Below are 19,310 nucleotides of genomic sequence, written 5' to 3'. Positions count from 1 at the left end.
GGACACTGGGTCCATCTCGAGGGGCTTCGTCGTGCCCGGCCATTCGAGCCGAGCGGCGGGCGCTACTCGCGACCCCGGTTCGTGTCGGCTGGCGGCGCCCAGTCCGACTGCTGCTGACCGTGGTTCGGCGCCTGTCCATCGCGCTGCGGCGGCACCTGGCCGTACTGCTGCGCCGGAGCCTGGCCGTACTGCTGCGCCGGAGCCTGGCCATAGGTCTGGCCGGCTGCGTCGCCGTAGGTCTGCATCGGCTGCTGCGCGGCCTGCTGGGCGAGCTGTGCTTGCTGCTGCGCGTACAGCTCGTAGGCGGCGCGCGCCGCTTCCTCCTTGCGCTGCTTGGCGGTCACGAGCGGCGCCGTCGTCGTCTCGACGCCCTCCTTCTTGGCACGCCAGATGACAAACGCCGCGACGATTGCGAGGAACGCGGCAGGGAGGAGCATGATCGGTCCACCCGCACCCTCCGAGCGGTCGATGCCCTCGCTGAGCTGCCCCGTGAGCACGGAGGGGATGAACAGCATGACGTTGTTGGCCGCGTGGATGAGCACGGCGCTCTCGAGCCCACCCGTGTACTTGACGGTGACCGACATGATGACGCCGAAGAAGAAGTAGTACCCGATGAGCCACCAGTCGCCAGCCCCGTGGGCGAGGCAGAACAGCGTCGCGGAGACCGCGGTGCCGATGATGAAGGACAGCTGCGGCGAAGCGAACCAGGAGCCTGCGGCGCGCTGGAAGCCGCCACGCGCCACGTACTCCTCCGACGCGGCCTGGAAGGGCGTCGTCAGCAGCACGAACACGAGCATGAGCATCGCCGTGCCATCGATGTTGACCTCGGCTGGCTCGAGCAGGAACAGCCCAGCCGAGTAGACCGCGAAGACCGGGACGATGACCAGGGCGAGCTTGCGGAACCACGCCCACCGGAAGCGGCCCGTGACCGACGAGATCGTGCCCGGCCGGACGCCGAACAGCATCCGCTGGCCGAGGTACGCCAGCGGGAGGAGCGCCGCGAGCGCCAGGTTGTTCGTCACGAAGATCGCGGGTGTCATGGGGACGATGCCGCTCTCGACGGCGTCCATGAGCTGCTGCTGGCTGATCTCCCCGGTCAAGGTGGAGATCAGGATCCCGAGACCACCGATGGTCATGGAGCTGATGAAGAAGCCGACGACGAGGAACGCGATGAAGAGGAGCCCCCTCCACCACCCCTTGCCGCGTCCGATCGGGCTCAGCGCATGGTCGTACGTGAGTCTGCTGCTGCCGGTCGCGGGTTGCTCGGTGAGCGGTGCACTGCCGGTCGGGGTCGGAGTCATGCCGTGGTTGCTCATGCTTCGACGCTACCGACGAGCGGATGCCCGGGGATCAGCCGCACGAATGATTCCTCATCCGGTCTCTCCGCTGCACGAGGGAGGTGCCCGGGGTGCGGCTGCGTCAGCGCTTGTGGGCGACGAGGTCGCGCAGGAGCAGTCGGTCGACGCGATTGCCGTCGCCCGCCAGCCAGTCGCCGACCTCTCGCAGCAGCGATTCCGTGGTGGCGAGCCTGACACGCTGCCAGGTGAGTGCGTTGTCGACCTCGAGCGTCCCCTCGCGTTCCGCGACGACGGTCATCCACCCCCGGACCACCGACATCTCGCCGAACAGCTCGTGGAATCGCTCGACGGCGTGCGGGAACTCCGCCGCGGGCGAGGAGAAGGCGACGCCATTGTGCGTGAGCTCGCCGTCTGCCGAGATGCCATAGGTGCCCGGCGCCCAGAGCTCGTCGTTGATGAGCGCCACGCGGCGGCCGCTGATCACCGCGTGTGCGATCGATCCGGTGCCCTGGCCTGGAACCCGGAGGCCGTGCACGATGCGCACACCTGGGATGCGCAGCAGCTGGGCGAGGGGTTCGCCGACCGAGCGCTGCGCGAGGAACGCCCGCATCGGGTTCGTGCCGCCCGCGGTTCCGCCGGCGTCCATCGCCGTCTGGCCGGGTTCACCCCAGACTCGCCTGCCGTCTCCCGCCGGGGGCGCGGACTCGTTGGCGAGCTGGACGAGGAGTCGTTCGCGGGTCACCGCGACGCGGCGCTGCGTGAGGCCGGACCAGGCGAAGTAGCCGGATACCGCGGCGGCAAGGTAGATGGCGGCCTGCACGAGCAGGCTCGCGAACGCCGGGTTCTGCATGCCTGCAGTCGTCGCGAACAGGGACATGACACCCAGCGTCGCCGACAGCACGCCAGCGACGACGGCCACCACGAGCGTCACGAGCCACAGCACAAGAGCCCAGCGCTGCGCTCGGACACGCAGCCGCAGGGTCAGCCAACCCGCGCTGACCGCCACGTAGACGAGCACCGCGGGCCACATGGTCGGCTCCTGCCCCGGCCCGAACGTGGGAACCGTGAGGCGCACGAACGACGCGTCGACCAGGAGCAGGAGCGCACCGATGACGACGATCGCAGCGTGTATCGAGACCGCCATCAGCTCACGGCGCGTGTACGGGCGCTTCGCGGCGACCGCGGGAGGCCAGTAGGCGGGCTGCTCAGGCCAGCGCGTGCGGAACCACGCCATGCGCCGCACATCGAAGACCTGCGCGGGGATGCGCGACGGCGGCGGCGCATCCCGCGTCGCCGGCTCGGCGTGGGCGCTGCGACGCGGAGCGGAGGCGGCCGAGTCCCGCTTCGCGCTGGCGCGAGGGGGTGTGCGGAACCGCCCGCCGCCACCGGCTGAGCGCCTGCTCGTCGGCGCCCACTGCGCGCGCTGCTGGGTGCGGACACGACGTGAGCCGCCGCCAGCGAGCCACGCATCGTGCTCCCGCCGCGTCGACTCGTCGGTCAGTACCTCGACCGCCAGTCGCACCCTGACGAAGTCGTCGGAGCTGCCGCCGAGGTCGGGGTGGGACTCTCGCTGCCTCGCACGCCCGACACGACGGACCTCTTCGAGGGACGCCGTTCTGGAGACGCCGAGCACGAGGTAGAGGTCTTCTGTGAAGACGTGCCGTCGACCGCTCATGGCCGCCCCTCCCGCTCCTGGTTCAAGTGCCCAAGCCTACGCAGTGATCGCCTCGTCGCCCGTCGGCGTGCGGGCGAGCGGGCGAGTGGACTCAGGAGTTCTCTGCGGCCAGTTCAGCCGATCGACGCCGGTTCGCGTCGAACGCACGCTCGAAGAGGCCGGCGAGGTCGGCTTCCTGCAGCACCGCGACGGAGCGCTCGGTTGTTCCCTTGGGGCTCGTCACCCGCCGTCGCAGCTCGGACGGCTTGGTCTCGGGATCGCGGACGACCATGCCGACGGCACCCTCGAACGTCCCGACGACCAGCTGCCTCGCGAGCCCCTCGTCGAAGCCGAGGCGCCTGGTCGCCTCGAGGTACTGCTCGATGAGCAGGAACACGTGTGCTGGTCCCGAACCGGAGACCGCGGCAAGCGAATCGATGTTGTCCTCATCGATGGTGGCCACCCTGCCGACGCTCTCGAAGAGCGCGACGGCGACCGCGAGCGCGGCCTCGCCTGTCGAGTCGTTCGCGGCGAGCCCGGTGACGCCGAGGCCGATGCTCGCGGGCGTGTTCGGCATCGAGCGAACGATCTGCGCGCCGTCGGGAAGCCGTGCCGCGAGGCTCTCGAGACGCACTCCGGCCGCCACCGAGATAACCACCGCGTCCGGCTTGAGCGACGGCGCGATCTCGTCGAGCAGCTCGCCGATCAGGTAGGGCTTGACGCCGAGGACGACGACGTCAGCCTCTTCGACCGCGGCGAGGTTCGCACGCGCATCGGACTCGAGGGCCGTCGTCGTGACCCGGTCGTCGCTCTCGCCTGCCGCCGCCGAGGCCGCTGACCTCGTCGTGACGTGGATTCGCGCCCCGTCACCGAGGGGCGCATCCAGCAGCCCGCGCAGGATCGCGCCGTTCATGTTGCCGCCGCCGAGGAACGCGTAGGTGAGTGCCGTCATACCGGGATTGTACGGATGCACCACCGACATTCGCCTGCCGTGCACCCTCGCGCGCCGCCTCTCCGCCGCCCGCGGACACTGGCCAGGTCGACGCCGCCCCGGCATCGCGACTGTACGGATGCACCATGAAGGGCGCCGCGATGCAGCACCTGCTCTGAGAGGCGCCAAGGTGGCCTCGGTATGCTGGCCGTTACTCGTCACCGTCGAAGGGGAACTCGTGCCGAATCAGGAACTCGCCGCACACATTCGCGAACTGCTGCTCGAAAACGTGCACGTGGGCGAGGTGCTCCAGGTGCGCAGCGTGGAAGTCGATGACCGCGTGACGCTCGTGGGAGTCCGCGTCTCGGTGCTGAACCTCCCGCAGGTGCTCGATCTGCCTCCCGTCCTCGCTCAGCTCCGCGCGCTCGTGCGCGAGGCCGCCCCGCACGCGGAGTCGATCTTCGTCGAGCCCGACGTGACCGAGCGACACAATGTGCACGTGAGCACGGAGTCGATCGTCATCCGCTCCGTCGACTGACCTGCGAGGGCTCCGCAGCGCTCAGTCCCGAAAGAACCCGCGCACGAGCGCCGCGCATTCCGCTTCGCGCACCCCCGCGATGACCACAGCACGCTCTGGCAGCCTCCGGTCGCGCACGAGGTCGTAGCGCGAGCCGACGGCGCCGGCCTTGTCGTCCCAGGCGCCGTAGACGAGCGTGCCGACCCTCGAGGAGAGGATCGCCCCAGCGCACATGGCGCAGGGCTCGAGCGTGACGACGAGCGTGCATCCGTCGAGGCGCCAGCCACCGAGACGCTCGGCCGCGCGGCGGATCGCGAGCACCTCCGCGTGCCCCGTCGGGTCCCCGGTCAGCTCCCGCTCGTTGTGCGCCGTGGCGATGACCTCGCCCGCAGCGTCGGTCACGACCGCACCGATGGGGACGTCAGCGCTCGCAAGCGCCAGCTCGGCCTCACCGAGGGCGATTCCCATGAGCTCGTGCAGGCGCTCGTCGACGTGGAGTGACACGCCGCCCATCCTCCCATCACGGTCCCGATCTCATCGACCGGATGTCACCGGGATGCCTCCAGCATCGTTACTCTGTATTTCATGCGCCTGCACGTAGCCGACCACCCGCTCATCACCCACAAGCTCTCGGTGCTGCGGGACGAGAAGACCTCGTCGCAGCAGTTCCGCTCGCTGGTCGAAGAGCTGGTGACCCTCCTCAGCTACGAGGCGACCCGCGACGTCCGCACCGAGTCGTACGAGCTGCAGACCCCGGTCGCGAAGACGACGGGCCTGCGCATGACGGACCCCGTGCCCCTGGTCGTCCCGATCATCCGCGCGGGCCTCGGCATGCTCGACGGGTTCCTGAAGCTCGTCCCCAACGTCGAGGTCGGCTTCCTCGGCATGCGCCGCAACGAGGAGACGCTGCAGCCGGAGACCTACGCCAAGCGCCTCCCCGAGAACCTCGCGAACCGCCAGTGCTTCGCCCTCGACCCGATGCTGGCGACAGGCGGTTCACTTGTCGCCGCGATCGACTTCCTGTTCGACGCGGGGGCAGTCGATGTCACGGCGATCTGCATCGTCGCGTCGCCGGAAGGCATCGAGAAGATGCGTGAGGCGTTCGCCGACAAGAACGTCACGGTGGTCGTCGGAGCCCTCGACGAGGGGCTGAACGAGGACGGCTTCATCGTGCCGGGACTCGGCGATGCGGGCGATCGCCTCTACGGCGTCGCGGAATAAACTTCGCGTCATCTGTTGACATGTGCCGTCACGGGGAAAGATACTGGCGGCATGACGAACCTCTCGCGACCCCTGACCGCCATTTCGGCGACGGGAACCGCTGGCATGATGATGCCCAGCAGCGTGATGTGCTGTCGAATGTGCCGCTGACTCCGGAACTCACCCTCCGTCGAGTCGCCGCATTCTCCGCCCCCCTTCTCTCATGATGGCCTGTCCCATGAAGAAGGAGCCCTGCGCCCCCTGGGCCAGCGTGGTCGCGCTGCACTCTGCACTCGACCGCATCCCGCCGAGGCTCCAGCCCCTCGGCACCGTCCGCGAACCGTCGCGGGCAGCACCCGCCCGCAGGTGGGTGCCATGAGCATCATCACCTCGAAGGACTTCCTCCCATGTCGCTTGCTACCGACTTCCGCCGCCCTCGCACCCTGAATGCCGTGACCCAGATCCCAGAAACTCCTCGCCCCGCCTATGTCCAGGCGGTCCCCGCCGCGCCTGAAGCGCGCGGCTTCGTCCTCTACGTCGGTCTCGACGAAGCGAAGGCCAACCTCGACGGAACGACGCTCACCGAGCTCGTCGAAGCGCTCAAGCGCGTCACCGCCGAAGTCGCCCCGCACGCCGAGACGCATGCAGCCGTCGCGCTGGCTCCGAAGGGCGCCGGCGGTCGCGACGTCGACGTCGTCCGCCTCGCACTGCAGGACCCTCAGGCGCTCGCCGCCCGCGGGGTCGAGGAGGACCACCTGCCTGACTCCGCCGAGGGGGTCACGATCGACACGACTCGGAAGCGCGTGAGCGTCTCCGGCGAGAACGCGGGCCTCACGTACAAGGAGTTCGAGCTCCTCCAGGCGCTGGTGCTGCGCGAGGGACGCACCGTCGACCGCACCGAGATCATCGACATCCTGTGGCGCGACAGCGACGAGGAGCGCCCGAACGAGCGCACCATCGACGTGCACGTCCGCCGCCTTCGCTCCAAGCTGGGCGCCTACGGAGACATCGTTCGCACGGTTCGCGGCACCGGCTACCGCTTCGACCGTCACGCCGACGTCGAGGTGCTCTACCCGAACGCACAGTCACCCGACCGCCTCTGATCGGCCTGGCCCCATCCCCCGCCGGGACCGGGCCTCTGCGCCGCATTGCGGTGAGTGGATGCGGCCTCTGGCGCCGCGTCGTCGCGCCGGATTCCGTCGCCTGATGTACTGGCCAGTACACTGCAACGGAAGCTGACGAGACGACGAAGCTGGAGGCCGGATGCCGACGACGAGCAACCCAGTGGAGGCTTGGGAGTCCCTCTTCCGAGCCCAGGTCTCGATAATGCGAGAGCTGCGCGGCGAGTTCTCAAGCAATTCCATGTCGATGAACGAGTACGACGTGCTCTTCAACGTCGTGCGGGAGCCACAGGGACGCATCCGGCTCCGCGACCTGAATCGCAACGTGCTGATCACGCAGTCCTCGGTGTCGAGGCTCGTCGATCGGCTGGTGCAGCGCGGGTTCCTCGTGAAGATCGACGACCGGCTCGACCTGCGATCGACACTCATCGAGGTCACGCCGGAAGGCCGCGCCGAGTTCACTCGTGCGGCACGCACGCACATGCGCAACATCCAGGAGCGGATGACCAGCTCGCTCGACGCGGATGAGCTCCGCACCCTGCAGCACCTCTGCACGAAGCTGCGCGTCGGCCAGACGGGTGGTCGCGGGCGTGACTTCGGCGCCTGATTTCGCGTGGGCCGGTGCTGCGTCCGAAGCACCGCTCGATGCGGCGACCGCCAACGCGCTCGCGCACGGACTCCAGGTGCTCGCTGACCCGACGCGGCTGCGCATCCTGTCTCACGTGGCCGCGAATCCAGACCGGCCGACGACCGTGACGGAACTCGTCTCAGCGCTCGGATGCGCGCAGTCGACCGCCTCGCACCACCTGCGGATCCTCGTCGACGGCGGCTATCTCACCTACGAGCGCAGCGGCACGTGGGGCCTGTATCGCCTTGAGGCGACGAAGCTCCAGGCGACGTCGGCGAGCATCCGCCCCCGCTGAGCTCGGCCCAGAACCGGCCCCGAGCCCGATCCTGAGCCTCCGCCCCCCCCAGTCGCGACCCTCGAGACTCGGGCTGGAGAACTCCCGTCGTTGCGGGAAGTTCTCCAGAACGAAGTGACTTCTCCATCCCGAGTCGCGGGGTGGCGGCGGGTGGGGATGGCCGACAGCGACGGATGGCCTACAGCGACGGCTGGCCCGCCTCAGCCCTCGAGGTGGCGCTCGTCGACGCCGTTGTAGACGGCGAGCGGGCGGATGAGGGAGTTGGCTCCGGCCTGCTCCATGATGTGAGCCGTCCATCCCGTGATGCGCGCCGCGGCGAACAGGGGCGTGAAGGTCGGGGTGTCGAAGCCCATGAGGTGGTAGACCGGGCCCGCTGGATAGTCGAGGTTCGGCTTGATGCCCTTCCGCTCGCCGAAGCTCCGCTCGAGCGCCTCGGAGAGCTCGAGCAGGTCGCGTCGGTCGTAGTGCTCGGCGAGGCGATCGAGGGCGGCGTGCATGGTGGGAACGCGTGAGTCGCCGTTCTTGTACACGCGGTGCCCGAATCCCATGATCTTCTTCTTGTTCGCGAGCGCGTCATCGAGCCAGGCTTCGACGTTGGCCGCGTCGCCGATCTCCGCGAACGTGTGCATGACCGCTTCGTTCGCGCCACCGTGCAGGGCGCCCTTGAGCGCGCCGATCGCGCCCACGACCGCCGAGTAGAGGTCTGCCGTGGTCGACGTGATGACGCGTGCAGTGAACGTGGAGGCGTTGAAGGAGTGCTCGGCGTACAGCACCATCGAGACGCGGAAGGCATCGACGACCTCGGGGGCGGCCTCCTCCCCGAACGTCATCCAGAGGAAGTTCTGCGAGTAGTCGAGGTCGTCGCGAGGCTCGACGAGCTCCAGGCCGTGCCTGCGGCGCTGGTCGTAGGCCACGATCGCTGGGAGTGCAGCGAAGAGGGCCTTCGCCTTCGCGAGCTCCGCCTCGGGCGATGGGTCGTCCGCGTCCGGGTCGTTGGCGCCGATGACGCTCACGGCCGTCCGCACGACGTCCATGGGATGCGCCGTGACGGGCAGGACGTCGATGATGGAGCGCACGTTGTCGGCGAGCGCACGGCCAGAGCGCTCCTGTGCCACGAACTCCGCGAGTTCCGCGTCACTCGGCAGCTCGCCTCCCCACAGCAGCAGAGCGACCTCCTCGAAGCTCTTCTGCGCCGCGAGCTCCTGCACCGGGTAGCCGCGGTAGAGCAGGGAATTGGTCTCCGGGTTGACCTTCGAGATGGCGCTGTAGTCGACGGGCACCCCTGCGAGGCCCTTGTAGATCTCCTGCTCAGTCATCGTTGACCTGCCCTTCCTTGTGTGGCGAACGCTGCTGTCGTCAGCGCTTGACGGTGAAATTGAACACTCCGCTGTCGAAGTGGTTATACCCCTCGTAGTCGACAAGCTCGTACAGCTCCGCGCGGTGCTGCATCTCGTCGAGCTTTCCCGTGAGCGTTCCGTGGCTGATGAGCTCGTCGAGCGCCCCTGCCGTCGCGCCCATCGAGATGCGGAGGGTCGAGACGGGCCAGATGACGAGGTTCATGCCGACGTCGGCGAGCTGCTGCACCGTGAAGAGCTCGCTCTTGCCGAACTCCGTCATGTTGGCGAGCAGCGGCACGTCGACGGCCGCGCGCATGGCCGCGAACTCCTCGAGCGATGCCATCGCCTCAGGGAAGATGGCGTCGGCGCCCGCGTCGACGAGCTTCCTGGCGCGGTCGATGGATGCGTCGAGCCCGTCGACGGCCCGGATGTCGGTGCGTGCCATGACGAGGAAGTTGGGGTCTCGCCGCGCATCCACGGCCGCCCTGATGCGCTTGAGCGCCGTCTCCTCGTCGACGACCTGCTTGCCGTCGAGGTGCCCGCAGCGCTTCGGGTTGACCTGGTCTTCGATGTGCATGCCCGCGAGGCCGGCGTCTTCGAGCTCCTGCACGGTGCGGGCGACGTTCATGGGCTCCCCGAAGCCCGTGTCGGCGTCGATGATGGCCGGCAGCTCCGTCATGCGGGCGATCTGCCTGCCACGCCCTGCGACCTCGCTGAGCGTCGTGAGGCCGATGTCGGGCAGGCCGAGGTCGGCGGAGAGCACGGCCCCGGAGATGTAGACACCCTCGAAGCCCTTCTGCTCGATGAGGCGAGCCGAGAGCGGGTTGAAGGCGCCAGGGAAGCGCAGTAGCTCCCCGCTGGCGAGACGCGCGCGGAACGCCTCGCGCTTCTCTGCCGGGCTGGTCTTGGCGTACAGCATCAGAAGATCCCTCCGCCTTCGTTGAACTCGACGACGCCGGCCGACGCGACGAAGCCGAGCTGGCCCAGCTCACCTGGGGCGAGCTCGGGGAGCCGCTGCACGGTGTCGAGGAAGCGCTCGATCTCGTGGTCCTCGACGACCTCTGCGGCGAGGGTGCGGAACTTGTTGATGTACTCGGCCCTCGCGAACGGTCGCGCGCCGAGCGGATGTGCGTCGGCGACGGCGATCTCGTCACGGATGACGGTTCCGTCGGCGAGCAGGATCTCGACGCTCCCGCCGAACGCCTTCTCTGCGATGTCGAGCGAGTGGTAGCGGCGGGTCCACTCCGGATCCTCCTCGGTCACGACGCGCTTCCACAGCTCGACGGTGTCGGGCCTGGCGGCTCGCTCCGACGCGTAGGAGCCCACGTGGTGCCAGGCGCCGTCCTGCAGCGCGACGGTGAAGATGTAGGGGATCGAGTGGTCGAGGGTCTCGCGGCTGGCAGTCGGGTCGTACTTCTGCGGGTCGTTCGCGCCGGAGCCGATCACGTAGTGCGTGTGGTGGGAGGAGCGGATGAGGATGCGCTCGATGCGATCGGGCGCAGTCGCGAGCTGGGGGTGCTCGTTGTGCAGCTTGCGCGCGAGGTCGATCCAGGCCTGCGCCTGGTATTCGGCGGAGTGCTCCTTCGTGTAGCTGTCGAGGATCGCGAGCTTCGACTCTCCTGCGGCGGGGAGGGGCACCTGGTAGCGCGCATCCACACCTCCAAGGAGCCAGGCGATGACGCCGTCCTCGCCCTCGTAGATGGGGGTGGGGCTGGTCTGGCCTCGCATGGCACGGTCGACGGCCTCCACGGCCATCTTCCCCGCGAAGGCCGGCGCGTGCGCCTTCCAGGTCGAGATCTCGCCCTTGCGCGACTGACGTGTGGCCGTGGTCGTGTGCAGCGCCTGCCCGACGGCCTGGAAGATGGTCTCCGCGTCGAGCCCGAGGAGCGTCCCGATGCCGGCCGCAGCTGATGGGCCGAGGTGGGCGACGTGGTCGATCTTGTGCTTGTGCAGGCAGATGCCCTTGGCGAGGTCGATCTGGATCTCGTAGCCGGTCGCGATGCCGCGAACGAGCTGCTCGCCGGAGATGGCTCGCTGGCCAGCGAGGTGCTGGGCGACCGCCAGGATCGGCGGGATGTTGTCGCCGGGGTGCGAGTACTCGGCGGCGAGGAACGTGTCGTGGTAGTCGAGCTCACGAACCGCGACGCCGTTCGCCCAGGCCGCCCATTCCGGTGAGGTTCGCTGCGCGTCTTCGAGCCCGAAGAGCGTCGAGCCGGCGCCGTGACGTGAGACTCCGTGCGCGAGTGCCTGGTCGCGGGCGGCGACGATGGGGGCTCTGGTGAGCGAGGCGGCCGCGACTGCGGCGTTGTCGATGACGCGGTTGATGACCATGTCGGTCACCTCGGCCTGGACGGGGACGGGATCGGCGGCGACCTCGGCGATCTTCCACGCCAGCTGGTCGCGGCGCTCGAGGTTCTCGTCGCTGCGGTGGACTCGGACGTCGTGGAGATTCACGTGTGGAGGATCCCTTCTGGAGGAGTTGGTCGTGGAGCGCTCGACTGCAGGGAGGAGAGCGCGGTCGTGAGGCTGCGGTGCAGGTGGACGTGGGTCGCGTGCGAGGCGAGGCGGGGGTCGCGGGCGAGGATCGCGTCGACGACGCTGAGGTGCTCGCTCGCGGCTTCCCGCAGGCGTTCGGGGTTGTGGCTCGCGAGCCTGCGCACTCGCGAGGAGTGGAGGCGGCACGATTCGAGCGCGACGCTGAGGTAGTCGCTTGCCGCGGCCTCGTCGATCGCCCGGTCGAGGGCGTCGACGAGCTCGAAGTAGTCGGCGATGCCGGCTTCGCCGAGCTCGAGAAGCTCTGGCGCGTGCAGCAGGCGGATCCGGATGGACTCGAACGGCCGCTCGTCTCGGCGCATCGCCGCGAGCGCGGCGGCCTGCGTCTCGAGCGCCTCCCGCAGCTCGTAGAGCTGGACGACACGTTCTGCGCTGATCTCGGAGACGAGCAGCACTCTCGGCGACTGGCTGCGCACGAGCCCGTCGGCGAGGAGTCTCGTGAATGCACCGCGGACCGGCGTGCGAGACACCTCGAGTCGACTGGCCTGCTCGACCTCGGTCAGCACCGTTCCGGGCGGGAGCGCGCCCGCGAGGATCTCCTCACGGAGCACCGCGTAGACCCGGTCACTGGCGAGCATGGAGTCCCCTCGTTTCGACACCCCTCAATGTATGCACAGTCAGCCCCTCGGGCAACGATTCTGCCCGAACTGCCAGGCTATGCATACATAGCGGCATCTCCGCTCGCACCGCCGGCACCCGAGGTCGCCCTACCGCCCACCGCGACGAGTCGTACGGAGCCGCTTGTGCTCTAGCCTTAGAGAAAATTCCCTCAGAAGAAAGCCTTTTGATGCCCGATATTCGCAGCACAGCGACTGATCTCTTTCGTCGCAATCCCGTCATGTGGGCCTTTTCCGTGGCAATCGGACTTCTCCTGGCTGCGCTTCTCGCGACCACCGTCATTCAATTGCAGTCGGTGGTTCTCTCCGTCTTCATCGCATTCTTCATCACCCTCGGACTCGACCCGCTGATTCGCCTCCTCCAGCGTCTCGGACTCAAGCGAGGAATGGCGATCATCTCCGTGATCGTCGTCTTCATCCTCATCGTCGCCGGGCTCATCTGGATCGTCGTGCCCATTCTGGTCAACCAGATCACCTCCCTCGCGACGACCATTCCCCAGGAGATCACCCGGATCAACAACGAGGGCTGGTTCGACACGGTCAACAAGGCCACGAACGGCGCCGCCACCAACGCCCTCGACTGGGCGCAGAAGACGGCAACCGACCCGAACACCTGGGCGACCGTCGGCGGCGGCGCCCTGAAGGTGGGGACGACGATCGTCAACGGCGTCAGCACCGGACTGTTCGTGTTCATCCTGACCCTCAACTTCATCGCGACGCTCGGCAGCATCAAGCAGGCGGGCTACTCGCTCATCAACGCCTCGGTCCGCCCCCGCTTCGAGGAGTACGCGGAGCGGATCATGGCCTCCGTCGGCTCGTACCTCAACGGCATGGTGGTGCTCGCCTTCATCAACGCGGTCTTCAGCGGGCTCCTGCTCTGGATCGTCGGCGCGCCCTACCCGTTCATCGTCGCGGTCATCTGCTTCTTCATCACGCTGATCCCGCTCATCGGTACCATCATCACCACGATCTTCATGACCGTGATCGCACTGTTCGCCTCCCCCATCGCGGCGCTCATCGTCCTCGTCGCGATGCTCGTCTACATGCAGGTCGAGGCGTACATCCTCACGCCGCGCGTCATGTCGAAGGCCGTGCAGATCCCCGGCTCCCTCGTCCTGATCGCCGCCCTCGCGGGTGGAACGCTGCTCGGCCTGGTGGGCGCCCTCGTCGCGATCCCGCTCGCCGCCGGCATCGTGCTGCTCGTGCGCGAGGTCGTCATCCCCAAGAAGGCGCGGAGCTAGCCGACCCGCTCGGTCTCACGCGGCTTCGACGACCTCCCCGTCACCGGAGCGTCTGGTGATGAAGTTCATGACGAGCCCACCGAGCAGCGCGACGAGCGTCGCGAAGAGCACCGCTTCGAGTCGGTAGATCCCGAGCGCGAAGGTGGACAGCTCCGAGGCGGCCGTGAGGAGGATGGCGGGCGTCAGGAAAAGCACGAACAGCGCGTACTCCCCGGCGTTGACGTACGCGACGCACAGCACGAGGAAGAGGCCGGCCAGGACGAGCGGAATCGGCTGCGGCAGCATCGACGCGAGCATCGCGAGGAGCACCCCGGCGACCGATCCGAGCACCCTGAGGTAGCCGCGCTTCGCGCGCTGGTCCGACCCCACGGCCAGGATCACGCTGAACGAGAGCAGCGTCCAGTCGCGGTAGGGGAACTCCAGCAGCTCCGAGGCGAACACGATGAGGAAGGATCCGCCCGCGGTGACCGCACCGTAGGCGATCCGGTCGACGAGCGGCGAGCCAGGCTCGTGAGCGTGGGACCTCGCCTTCACGAGCGAGGCGAAGCCGACGACGACCCCCGCGCCGATTGCGGACCCCAGCATCGCCTGCCAGAGTTCGGCGCCCGACTGCGACAGCGCTGCGAACGCCAGCAGGTTCACGGGAGACCGCGTGAGGAATGCCGTCTCGCCGACCGTCACGAAGGCCTGCACGAGGCAGACGAAGACGACTGCGGCGAGCGTCACCCAGAGCCCGAGACCCCCGACCGCGAAGCCGAGGGCTGCGATGGCGAGCGACCAGCCCACGGAGAAGAGCCGAGCCCGCCAGCTCCCCGCGCGGATAATCGAGAGCAGGAAGAGGATCGTCAGGTAGCCGGATGCGGCCGTGTTCGGGCCGATGAGGAACTGGCTGGCCCCGAGGATGAGCGCCGCGACGGAGACCAGACCGACCGCCACCAGCAGCTGCTTGATCGAGAGGGCAGCGCTGACCACGCCGTCAGTTCCCATCAGAACCCTCCCGCATGATGCTCTCCCCTACTCCGACCCCCTGAGACGTCAACGGCGGGCGCCCCGAGACGTCAGCGGCGGGCGCCCCGAGGAGGGGCGCCCGCCGCCGCGCTCGGACTAGCCCTTCTTGCCGACGAGGTCCTGCACGAGCGTCTTCACGGCGAGGAAGTCATCCTTCTTGTTCGCCACGAACTCCAGCGCCTTGACGCCGTCCGCGAGCACTTCCGTCGCCTCCGGGCCGACGTCGGTGAACTTGTGGCTCACGTTGCCGGCGAGTCCGCCCTCGAGCGCGAGCTGGCCGACGAGGTCGAGCTTGAGCACCTTGGAACCCTCGGCGAAGCTCACCTCGTCGAAGTCCACCCAGACGATGTTGGGACGGGTCGTCGACTCGAACACGTAGCGCTTGTTCGTGAGGTCGAGCACCACCTGCCAGATCGTCTGCGACGCGTCCGGCTTGCCGGGCTCCGGCGTCCGGAACGGCTGCGCCGCGTTCCGGATCATGCTGAACATCGCGGCGATCGCATCCAGCTGCGTCTTGGGCTGCACCTGGTGCTCGACGTAGAAGGACGCACGAGCGAAGCGGTCGCTCGCCAGCGTCGACCCGGGCAAGGGCTGATCGCCGCCGAGCCCCTCGATCTTCTTCGCGAGCTCGAGCTGCTTGTCGTAGGTCGGGGAGTTCGTCATGACCTTGTAGTCACGGCTGTGATACACCGTCGGCTTGCCGCTCGTGTACTCGATGATGGCCGAGTCTCCCGTGGCGTCGTTGATCGCGAGGTGCAGGGTCGGAACCAGGTGTCCTGTCGGGTCGAAGAGCTGCGAGATCTGCACCTGCGACTTCTTGGTCCACGCGACGGCCTCCTCGACCGTCGCGAAGTTGTCGAGGTAGTACTGCAGCCAGACCGACTGGCTCAGCTGAGTCGTCTTGTCGTTCGGCTTTCCGTACTCCGACTCGGCGAGCCACAGGATGTGCCCGGCGAATCCTTCCTCGTTCATCCCGTCGGTGGCGATGAGGTCGAAGGCCGTCGCCACGATGCTGCCGTACTTGGCCGTCCAGGTGAGGTTCCCCTCGACCCCGTCGGCCCGTTCGATGCCGCGCGGGTACTTCCAGAGGTTCGTGAGGAGATCCATGTGGAAATCCATGTTGCGGCCGACGATGACGGACCCGTTGGCGTCGGGCCACACAATTCGAGTGCACATGTTCGTTGACACGTCCTTTCGTAAGGGGAACTGCTCTGCACGCCGACGCGGATGCGACGGCGGCGGGTGCGCGTGCGGGTCAGGCGATCGCGTCGTCGCTGCGGTCGTGGACGCGAGCGTCCTTGGTGGCCGGGATCAGGTTGAAGTCGGTCAGCAGCTGGCCGAGCTCGGTCTGATCGAAGCGGTTGACGAGGTGGCGCTTCGCGAAGCTCGGCCCGGGGATGTCGAGCTGTTCGCCGTCGCGCAGGACGTTCGTCGAGTGCAGCAGGAACCTGAGGTCGTACGTCGAGTTGAAGACCTCCGGAACACCGCGTTCGACGCCGAGGAGCTCGTAGGTCGCCTCCATGGCGGTGCGCACGGAGTACTCCGTCGTGAAGATGCAGTCTCGCGTCGTCTCGGCGAACTGACCGATGAAGGCGAAGTTCACGCTGCCCTTCGGGACGACGGCCGGGCGGTCGCCTGCCTTCCTCGGCATGAAGAAGGAGGTGACGTACGGCATCATCACCGGCACCGTCTTGACGCCGGTGGCGGCGAGTTCGGGGATCTCGTCGACGGGGACCCCCAGGTGGAAGAGCCACTCCTGGGTGATCTCCTCACCCGTGCAGTCCTGCATGCTCTTCTTGACGAAGGCTCCTGGGGTGTCGACGAAGAGGCCGTAGATCCAGACGACGATCTCGGTCGGCTTCTGCGCCTTGAAGTGGGGCTGGCGGTTGACGGTCCAGCTCATGAGCCACGGCGAGTCGCGTGCCGTGACGATGCCACCGGTCACGACCTTGCCCGAGAACGGGTCGCGCTCCGCGATGCGCTCGATGTACTCGGGGACGCGAGCGTCGAGCGTCGTCGCCGTCGCCGATTCCCACTTCGACTTCTGGATGTCTCCGCAGAACACCTCGGGGCGGCCGAACGCCTCGTCGCGTGCGGCGATCTTGCGCCAGAGGTCCCAGGCCGGAGCCGGGCCCGTGTTGAGTCGGGCCGCGGTGGCGTGGTCGCCCTGGTCGGAGTTCTCCGTCAGCGATCCGATGGTGATGTACGCCAGGTCGTTCTCGCTGAGGTCGACGCCGCCCTCCTCGCCGTCGCGGACCCACTCGATGCGGGTCGCCTGCTTCTTGTCACCCGTGATGTCGAACTGCACGTCGGTGACCTTGGTTCCGTACTGGAAAGTGACGCCGCGCTCGAGCAGCCACTTCTGCATGGGCAGCACGAACGACTCGTACTGGTTGTACTTCGTGAACTTGAGGGCCGACATGTCGGGGAACCCGCCGAGCTGGTGCACGAAGCGGTGGAGGTAGAGCTTCATCTCGAGGGCCGAGTGCCACTCCTCGAAGGCGAACATCGTGCGCCAGTAGAGCCAGAAGTTGCTGTCGAGGAATTCGGCGCTGAACACCTCGTCGATCCGCTTGTCCTCCATCTGCGCACGCGTGGCGAGGAAGACACCGACGATCTCCTTCTGCGCCTTCTCGGACAGGCCGAACTTGAAGTTCGTGCCGGCGTCCTGGCCCTGCTTCTCCGTGACCCGCCTCTTCGTCGAGTTCGGGTCGTCGATGTTGAGCCAGTAGAACTCGTCGAGCACGCTGGCGTCCTCGATCTCGAGCGATGGCACGGTGCGCAGGAGGTCCCAGAGGCACTCCATGTGGTCCTCGAGCTCGCGGCCGCCGCGGATGACGAATCCCTTCTCGGGGTACTTGATGCCATCGAGTGCGCCGCCGGCGATGTTGAGCTCTTCCAGGATGGTGATACGGTCGCCGCTCATCTGCCCGTCGCGGATGAGGAAGATCGCCGCAGCGAGGCTCCCGAGACCTGCGCCGACGAGCCAGGCGCTCTTGTCATCGACACTCTGCGGCTTGCGCGGGCGTGCGAATGCTTCGTAGTTTCCACTGCTGTAATGCATAGTCGACTCATTTCCCGCCGGCTCGTGTAAATGGCCAGGATGATATGCCATCATGATTTGTCCGACGTTATCGAAGTATATGTTTGACCCTTTTGCACCATTCAGAGATGCGCGCTATTTCACCCGCCCACTAACCCTTCCTCTCACCCGCGGATGAGGAATTCGAGACCTCATCGACGGGAGACCTCTCGGCCCGCGCCAGCTGAATCACCCCGGTGATAGCGACGGCACCTGCCACGAGGAATGCGACGACCGCCCAGAGCGGGGCATTCGTCGCCTCATGCAGGATCACGATGCCGAGGACAACCGCGATCGTGGGGTCGATGACCGTGAGCCCCGCGACGACGACCTCCGGTGGGTTGTCGAGGTGCGCGCGCTGGACGAAGATCACGGAGAGGGCCCCGGCGATTCCGATGCCGAGGATGCTGGCGATGGTGAGGATGTCCGTCGAGTTGAACGGCATCTCGTGGGCCTTCAGAATGGCCTGCACCCGGAGGATGACCGTCTTCCCGAGCGTTGCGACGAACGCGGAGTAGACCCCGCCGAGCAGCACCCACAGCAGCGGCGGCGTCGGACGGCCCTTTCCCAGCACTTCGACGATGCCGGTCGCGACGAGCACGCCGCCGAGCGTCACGAGCACGGCGACCAGCTGCGCGTCTTCGATCGGCTGCTGCGTGCTCACGATCGCGGCGACCACGACGAATCCGCCGACGCCGACGACGCACAGCAGGATCGACCGGATGATGGCTCTCGACGGCCGCGTCTTGCGGAGGATGCTCGTCAGGACGACGGAGAACACGAGCGCCGCCACGCCGATCGGCTGCACGACGATCAGCGGCGCGAACGCCAGGCTGCCGACCTGCACGAGCATCGCGACGACCAGCGCGACGCTCCCGAAGAGCCAGATCCGATTCCGCAGCACGTGAACGGCCGCATCCTTGCGGCTGCTGGACCTCGTCTCCGCGAGGTGGACGCCGCGCGACTGGAGCAGGTTGCCAACGGCCATGAAGGCCGCGGCGGCCAGGGCGAGCGCGATGCCGATGAGCATGGCCTAGGCGCTCCGTCCGACACTGGAGCTGTCGCGAGCCGGAGTCGCACCGGCCTTCGTCGCCCCTGGCAGGACGACGAGGGACGCGAGGAAGAAGCAGACCGCGCCGATGAACGTGCCCCACGTCGCCAGCGAGGCGTTGATCGTCGCCCCGCCAGGGAGGATGTAGGCGCCGACCGCGGAGGCGCCGAAGGCCACGCAGCCGACGAAGTTGATGACCAGGGACCAGGACGCGCTCGAGCGCACGCTCCACGTCTGGTTCGTGTGCGCGAACGCGATGAAGGCGACGCATCCGCTCACGAGGAACGCGACCGACCCGCCCGCGTCCGGGTTCCACACGAGCTTCTCCTGGCTGGTCAGCGACTTGGCGTGCAGCGCCGCTGTCGTGCTGACGTTGAAGAGCAGCGTCCCGAACGACTGGGTGGACGCCGTCAGCCACTCGGCTCTCACCATTCGACCGGGGGCATAGGAGACGGGAACGGCCACCGCGCCGCTGAGGAAGAGCTGGATGAGGCCGGCTGAGGTGAAGAACCATGCCCCGACGAAGAAGAACAGGTTCGAGAGCTGCGAGCCCATCTGCTCGCTGAGCACCGGCGCGGAGCCCAGCGCGAAGAGCGCGGAGCCCACCATGAAGAGCCAGCACTGCTTGACGACGGTCGGCACGAGGAGCTTCCCCGTGGCACCGAGGGGTCCCGCGTGTTCACGAGGGGAGGTTGCTGCGCTCGTCATGTCGGTGGGTTCCGTCTCCTGCTCGTGGGCGGCGGGCCGGCGGGAGAGCAGCTCGGCTCCCCCGCGCGG

The 19,310-nt window shown here is 67.8% G+C and carries 19 protein-coding genes; 6 read left to right on the top strand and 13 right to left on the bottom strand.

The genetic code is table 11. The features are described 5' to 3' along the window. Positions 1-62: 62 nt before the first annotated feature. The 3 genes from C5E10_RS01925 to proC form a co-directional block, all read right to left on the bottom strand. Positions 63-1,316 carry a CPBP family intramembrane glutamic endopeptidase gene (locus C5E10_RS01925; RefSeq protein WP_104330199.1) on the bottom strand — a complete coding sequence of 418 codons (1,254 nt, stop codon included), beginning with the start codon at positions 1,314-1,316 and terminating at the stop codon, positions 63-65. A gap of 103 nt (positions 1,317-1,419) precedes the next feature. Beyond that, positions 1,420-2,973, bottom strand: coding sequence for a DnaJ domain-containing protein (locus tag C5E10_RS01920; protein WP_104330198.1), 1,554 nt, complete (start codon positions 2,971-2,973; stop codon positions 1,420-1,422). 91 nt (positions 2,974-3,064) lie between these two features. Beyond that, positions 3,065-3,904 carry a pyrroline-5-carboxylate reductase gene (gene proC / locus C5E10_RS01915; RefSeq protein ID WP_104330197.1) on the bottom strand — a complete coding sequence of 280 codons (840 nt, stop codon included), beginning with the start codon at positions 3,902-3,904 and terminating at the stop codon, positions 3,065-3,067. A 217-nt stretch (positions 3,905-4,121) separates the two neighbouring features. On the opposite strand from proC, the gene C5E10_RS01910 reads away from it, so the two are divergent. Further along, a complete protein-coding gene (locus tag C5E10_RS01910; protein ID WP_146080122.1) occupies positions 4,122-4,421 on the top strand; it encodes a hypothetical protein in 300 nt (99 codons plus the stop codon). A 21-nt stretch (positions 4,422-4,442) separates the two neighbouring features. Here the strand turns inward: C5E10_RS01910 and C5E10_RS01905 are convergent, their stop codons facing one another. Next, a complete protein-coding gene (locus C5E10_RS01905) occupies positions 4,443-4,904 on the bottom strand; it encodes a nucleoside deaminase (protein WP_374953476.1) in 462 nt (153 codons plus the stop codon). 81 nt (positions 4,905-4,985) lie between these two features. On the opposite strand from C5E10_RS01905, the gene upp reads away from it, so the two are divergent. The 4 genes from upp to C5E10_RS01885 all read left to right on the top strand — a co-directional run bounded on the left by upp (position 4,986) and on the right by C5E10_RS01885 (position 7,644). Further along, the gene (upp, locus tag C5E10_RS01900; RefSeq protein ID WP_104243489.1) at positions 4,986-5,621 is read left to right on the top strand and encodes a uracil phosphoribosyltransferase; all 636 of its coding nucleotides are present in this window, start codon (positions 4,986-4,988) and stop codon (positions 5,619-5,621) included. Positions 5,622-6,007: 386 nt separating this feature from the next. Further along, positions 6,008-6,703, top strand: a complete 696-nt coding sequence (locus C5E10_RS01895; RefSeq protein ID WP_104243493.1) for a winged helix-turn-helix domain-containing protein — start codon at positions 6,008-6,010, stop codon at positions 6,701-6,703. Between the two features lie 259 nt (positions 6,704-6,962). Next, positions 6,963-7,328, top strand: coding sequence for a MarR family transcriptional regulator (locus C5E10_RS01890; RefSeq protein ID WP_308471699.1), 366 nt, complete (start codon positions 6,963-6,965; stop codon positions 7,326-7,328). After that, positions 7,312-7,644, top strand: coding sequence for a helix-turn-helix transcriptional regulator (locus C5E10_RS01885; RefSeq protein ID WP_181062592.1), 333 nt, complete (start codon positions 7,312-7,314; stop codon positions 7,642-7,644). The genes C5E10_RS01890 and C5E10_RS01885 overlap by 17 nt, the downstream gene beginning before the upstream one ends. A 200-nt stretch (positions 7,645-7,844) precedes the next feature. On the opposite strand, the gene C5E10_RS01880 is transcribed toward C5E10_RS01885, so the two are convergent. Genes C5E10_RS01880 through C5E10_RS01865 form a run of 4 tightly spaced genes read right to left on the bottom strand, consistent with a single transcriptional unit; the run spans position 7,845 to position 12,112 of the window. Beyond that, a complete protein-coding gene (locus tag C5E10_RS01880; protein ID WP_104330194.1) occupies positions 7,845-8,960 on the bottom strand; it encodes a bifunctional 2-methylcitrate synthase/citrate synthase in 1,116 nt (371 codons plus the stop codon). Between the two features lie 40 nt (positions 8,961-9,000). Beyond that, complete coding sequence (gene prpB / locus C5E10_RS01875) at positions 9,001-9,900, bottom strand: methylisocitrate lyase (RefSeq protein WP_104330193.1); 900 nt, start codon at positions 9,898-9,900, stop codon at positions 9,001-9,003. Further along, a complete protein-coding gene (locus C5E10_RS01870) occupies positions 9,900-11,435 on the bottom strand; it encodes an MmgE/PrpD family protein (RefSeq protein WP_104330192.1) in 1,536 nt (511 codons plus the stop codon). Before C5E10_RS01870 ends, prpB begins: the two co-directional genes overlap by 1 nt. Continuing rightward, entirely contained in the window at positions 11,432-12,112 is a 681-nt protein-coding gene (locus C5E10_RS01865) for a GntR family transcriptional regulator (protein WP_104307608.1), read from the bottom strand. Before C5E10_RS01865 ends, C5E10_RS01870 begins: the two co-directional genes overlap by 4 nt. 275 nt (positions 12,113-12,387) lie before the next feature. Between C5E10_RS01865 and C5E10_RS01860 the strand changes: the two genes are divergently transcribed. Next, on the top strand, positions 12,388-13,392 hold the full coding sequence (locus C5E10_RS01860) for an AI-2E family transporter (RefSeq protein WP_181062591.1): 1,005 nt from the start codon (positions 12,388-12,390) through the stop codon (positions 13,390-13,392). A 15-nt stretch (positions 13,393-13,407) separates the two neighbouring features. On the opposite strand, the gene C5E10_RS01855 is transcribed toward C5E10_RS01860, so the two are convergent. From C5E10_RS01855 to C5E10_RS01835, 5 genes are all read right to left on the bottom strand, one after another. Next, the gene (locus C5E10_RS01855; protein ID WP_104330191.1) at positions 13,408-14,379 is read right to left on the bottom strand and encodes an FUSC family protein; all 972 of its coding nucleotides are present in this window, start codon (positions 14,377-14,379) and stop codon (positions 13,408-13,410) included. 117 nt (positions 14,380-14,496) lie between these two features. Next, on the bottom strand, positions 14,497-15,576 hold the full coding sequence (locus tag C5E10_RS01850) for a linear amide C-N hydrolase (protein ID WP_104330190.1): 1,080 nt from the start codon (positions 15,574-15,576) through the stop codon (positions 14,497-14,499). A gap of 79 nt (positions 15,577-15,655) precedes the next feature. Then, positions 15,656-17,464: an oleate hydratase gene (locus C5E10_RS01845; RefSeq protein ID WP_104330189.1), complete on the bottom strand. Its 1,809-nt coding sequence runs from the start codon at positions 17,462-17,464 to the stop codon at positions 15,656-15,658. A 130-nt stretch (positions 17,465-17,594) separates the two neighbouring features. Further along, entirely contained in the window at positions 17,595-18,512 is a 918-nt protein-coding gene (locus C5E10_RS01840) for a DMT family transporter (protein ID WP_104330188.1), read from the bottom strand. A gap of 3 nt (positions 18,513-18,515) precedes the next feature. Then, complete coding sequence (locus C5E10_RS01835; RefSeq protein WP_104330187.1) at positions 18,516-19,241, bottom strand: hypothetical protein; 726 nt, start codon at positions 19,239-19,241, stop codon at positions 18,516-18,518. Positions 19,242-19,310: the final 69 nt, after the last annotated feature.

It is taken from the genome of Pseudoclavibacter sp. RFBG4 (assembly GCF_002931515.1).
Classification (GTDB): Bacteria; Actinomycetota; Actinomycetes; order Actinomycetales; family Microbacteriaceae; genus Pseudoclavibacter.
The sequence above is the reverse complement of the archived record's forward strand: the minus strand, read 5'-3'. Positions and strand labels throughout refer to the sequence as shown.

Coding starts and splice junctions, on each gene's coding strand:
- C5E10_RS01925 (WP_104330199.1), bottom strand. CDS start 1,316: ATGAGCAACCACGGCATGACTCCGACCCCGACCGGCAGTGCACCGCTC.
- C5E10_RS01920 (WP_104330198.1), bottom strand. CDS start 2,973: ATGAGCGGTCGACGGCACGTCTTCACAGAAGACCTCTACCTCGTGCTC.
- proC (WP_104330197.1), bottom strand. CDS start 3,904: ATGACGGCACTCACCTACGCGTTCCTCGGCGGCGGCAACATGAACGGC.
- upp (WP_104243489.1), top strand. CDS start 4,986: ATGCGCCTGCACGTAGCCGACCACCCGCTCATCACCCACAAGCTCTCG.
- C5E10_RS01895 (WP_104243493.1), top strand. CDS start 6,008: ATGTCGCTTGCTACCGACTTCCGCCGCCCTCGCACCCTGAATGCCGTG.
- C5E10_RS01890 (WP_308471699.1), top strand. CDS start 6,963: ATGTCGATGAACGAGTACGACGTGCTCTTCAACGTCGTGCGGGAGCCA.
- C5E10_RS01880 (WP_104330194.1), bottom strand. CDS start 8,960: ATGACTGAGCAGGAGATCTACAAGGGCCTCGCAGGGGTGCCCGTCGAC.
- prpB (WP_104330193.1), bottom strand. CDS start 9,900: ATGCTGTACGCCAAGACCAGCCCGGCAGAGAAGCGCGAGGCGTTCCGC.
- C5E10_RS01865 (WP_104307608.1), bottom strand. CDS start 12,112: ATGCTCGCCAGTGACCGGGTCTACGCGGTGCTCCGTGAGGAGATCCTC.
- C5E10_RS01855 (WP_104330191.1), bottom strand. CDS start 14,379: ATGGGAACTGACGGCGTGGTCAGCGCTGCCCTCTCGATCAAGCAGCTG.
- C5E10_RS01850 (WP_104330190.1), bottom strand. CDS start 15,576: ATGTGCACTCGAATTGTGTGGCCCGACGCCAACGGGTCCGTCATCGTC.
- C5E10_RS01845 (WP_104330189.1), bottom strand. CDS start 17,464: ATGCATTACAGCAGTGGAAACTACGAAGCATTCGCACGCCCGCGCAAG.
- C5E10_RS01840 (WP_104330188.1), bottom strand. CDS start 18,512: ATGCTCATCGGCATCGCGCTCGCCCTGGCCGCCGCGGCCTTCATGGCC.
- C5E10_RS01835 (WP_104330187.1), bottom strand. CDS start 19,241: ATGACGAGCGCAGCAACCTCCCCTCGTGAACACGCGGGACCCCTCGGT.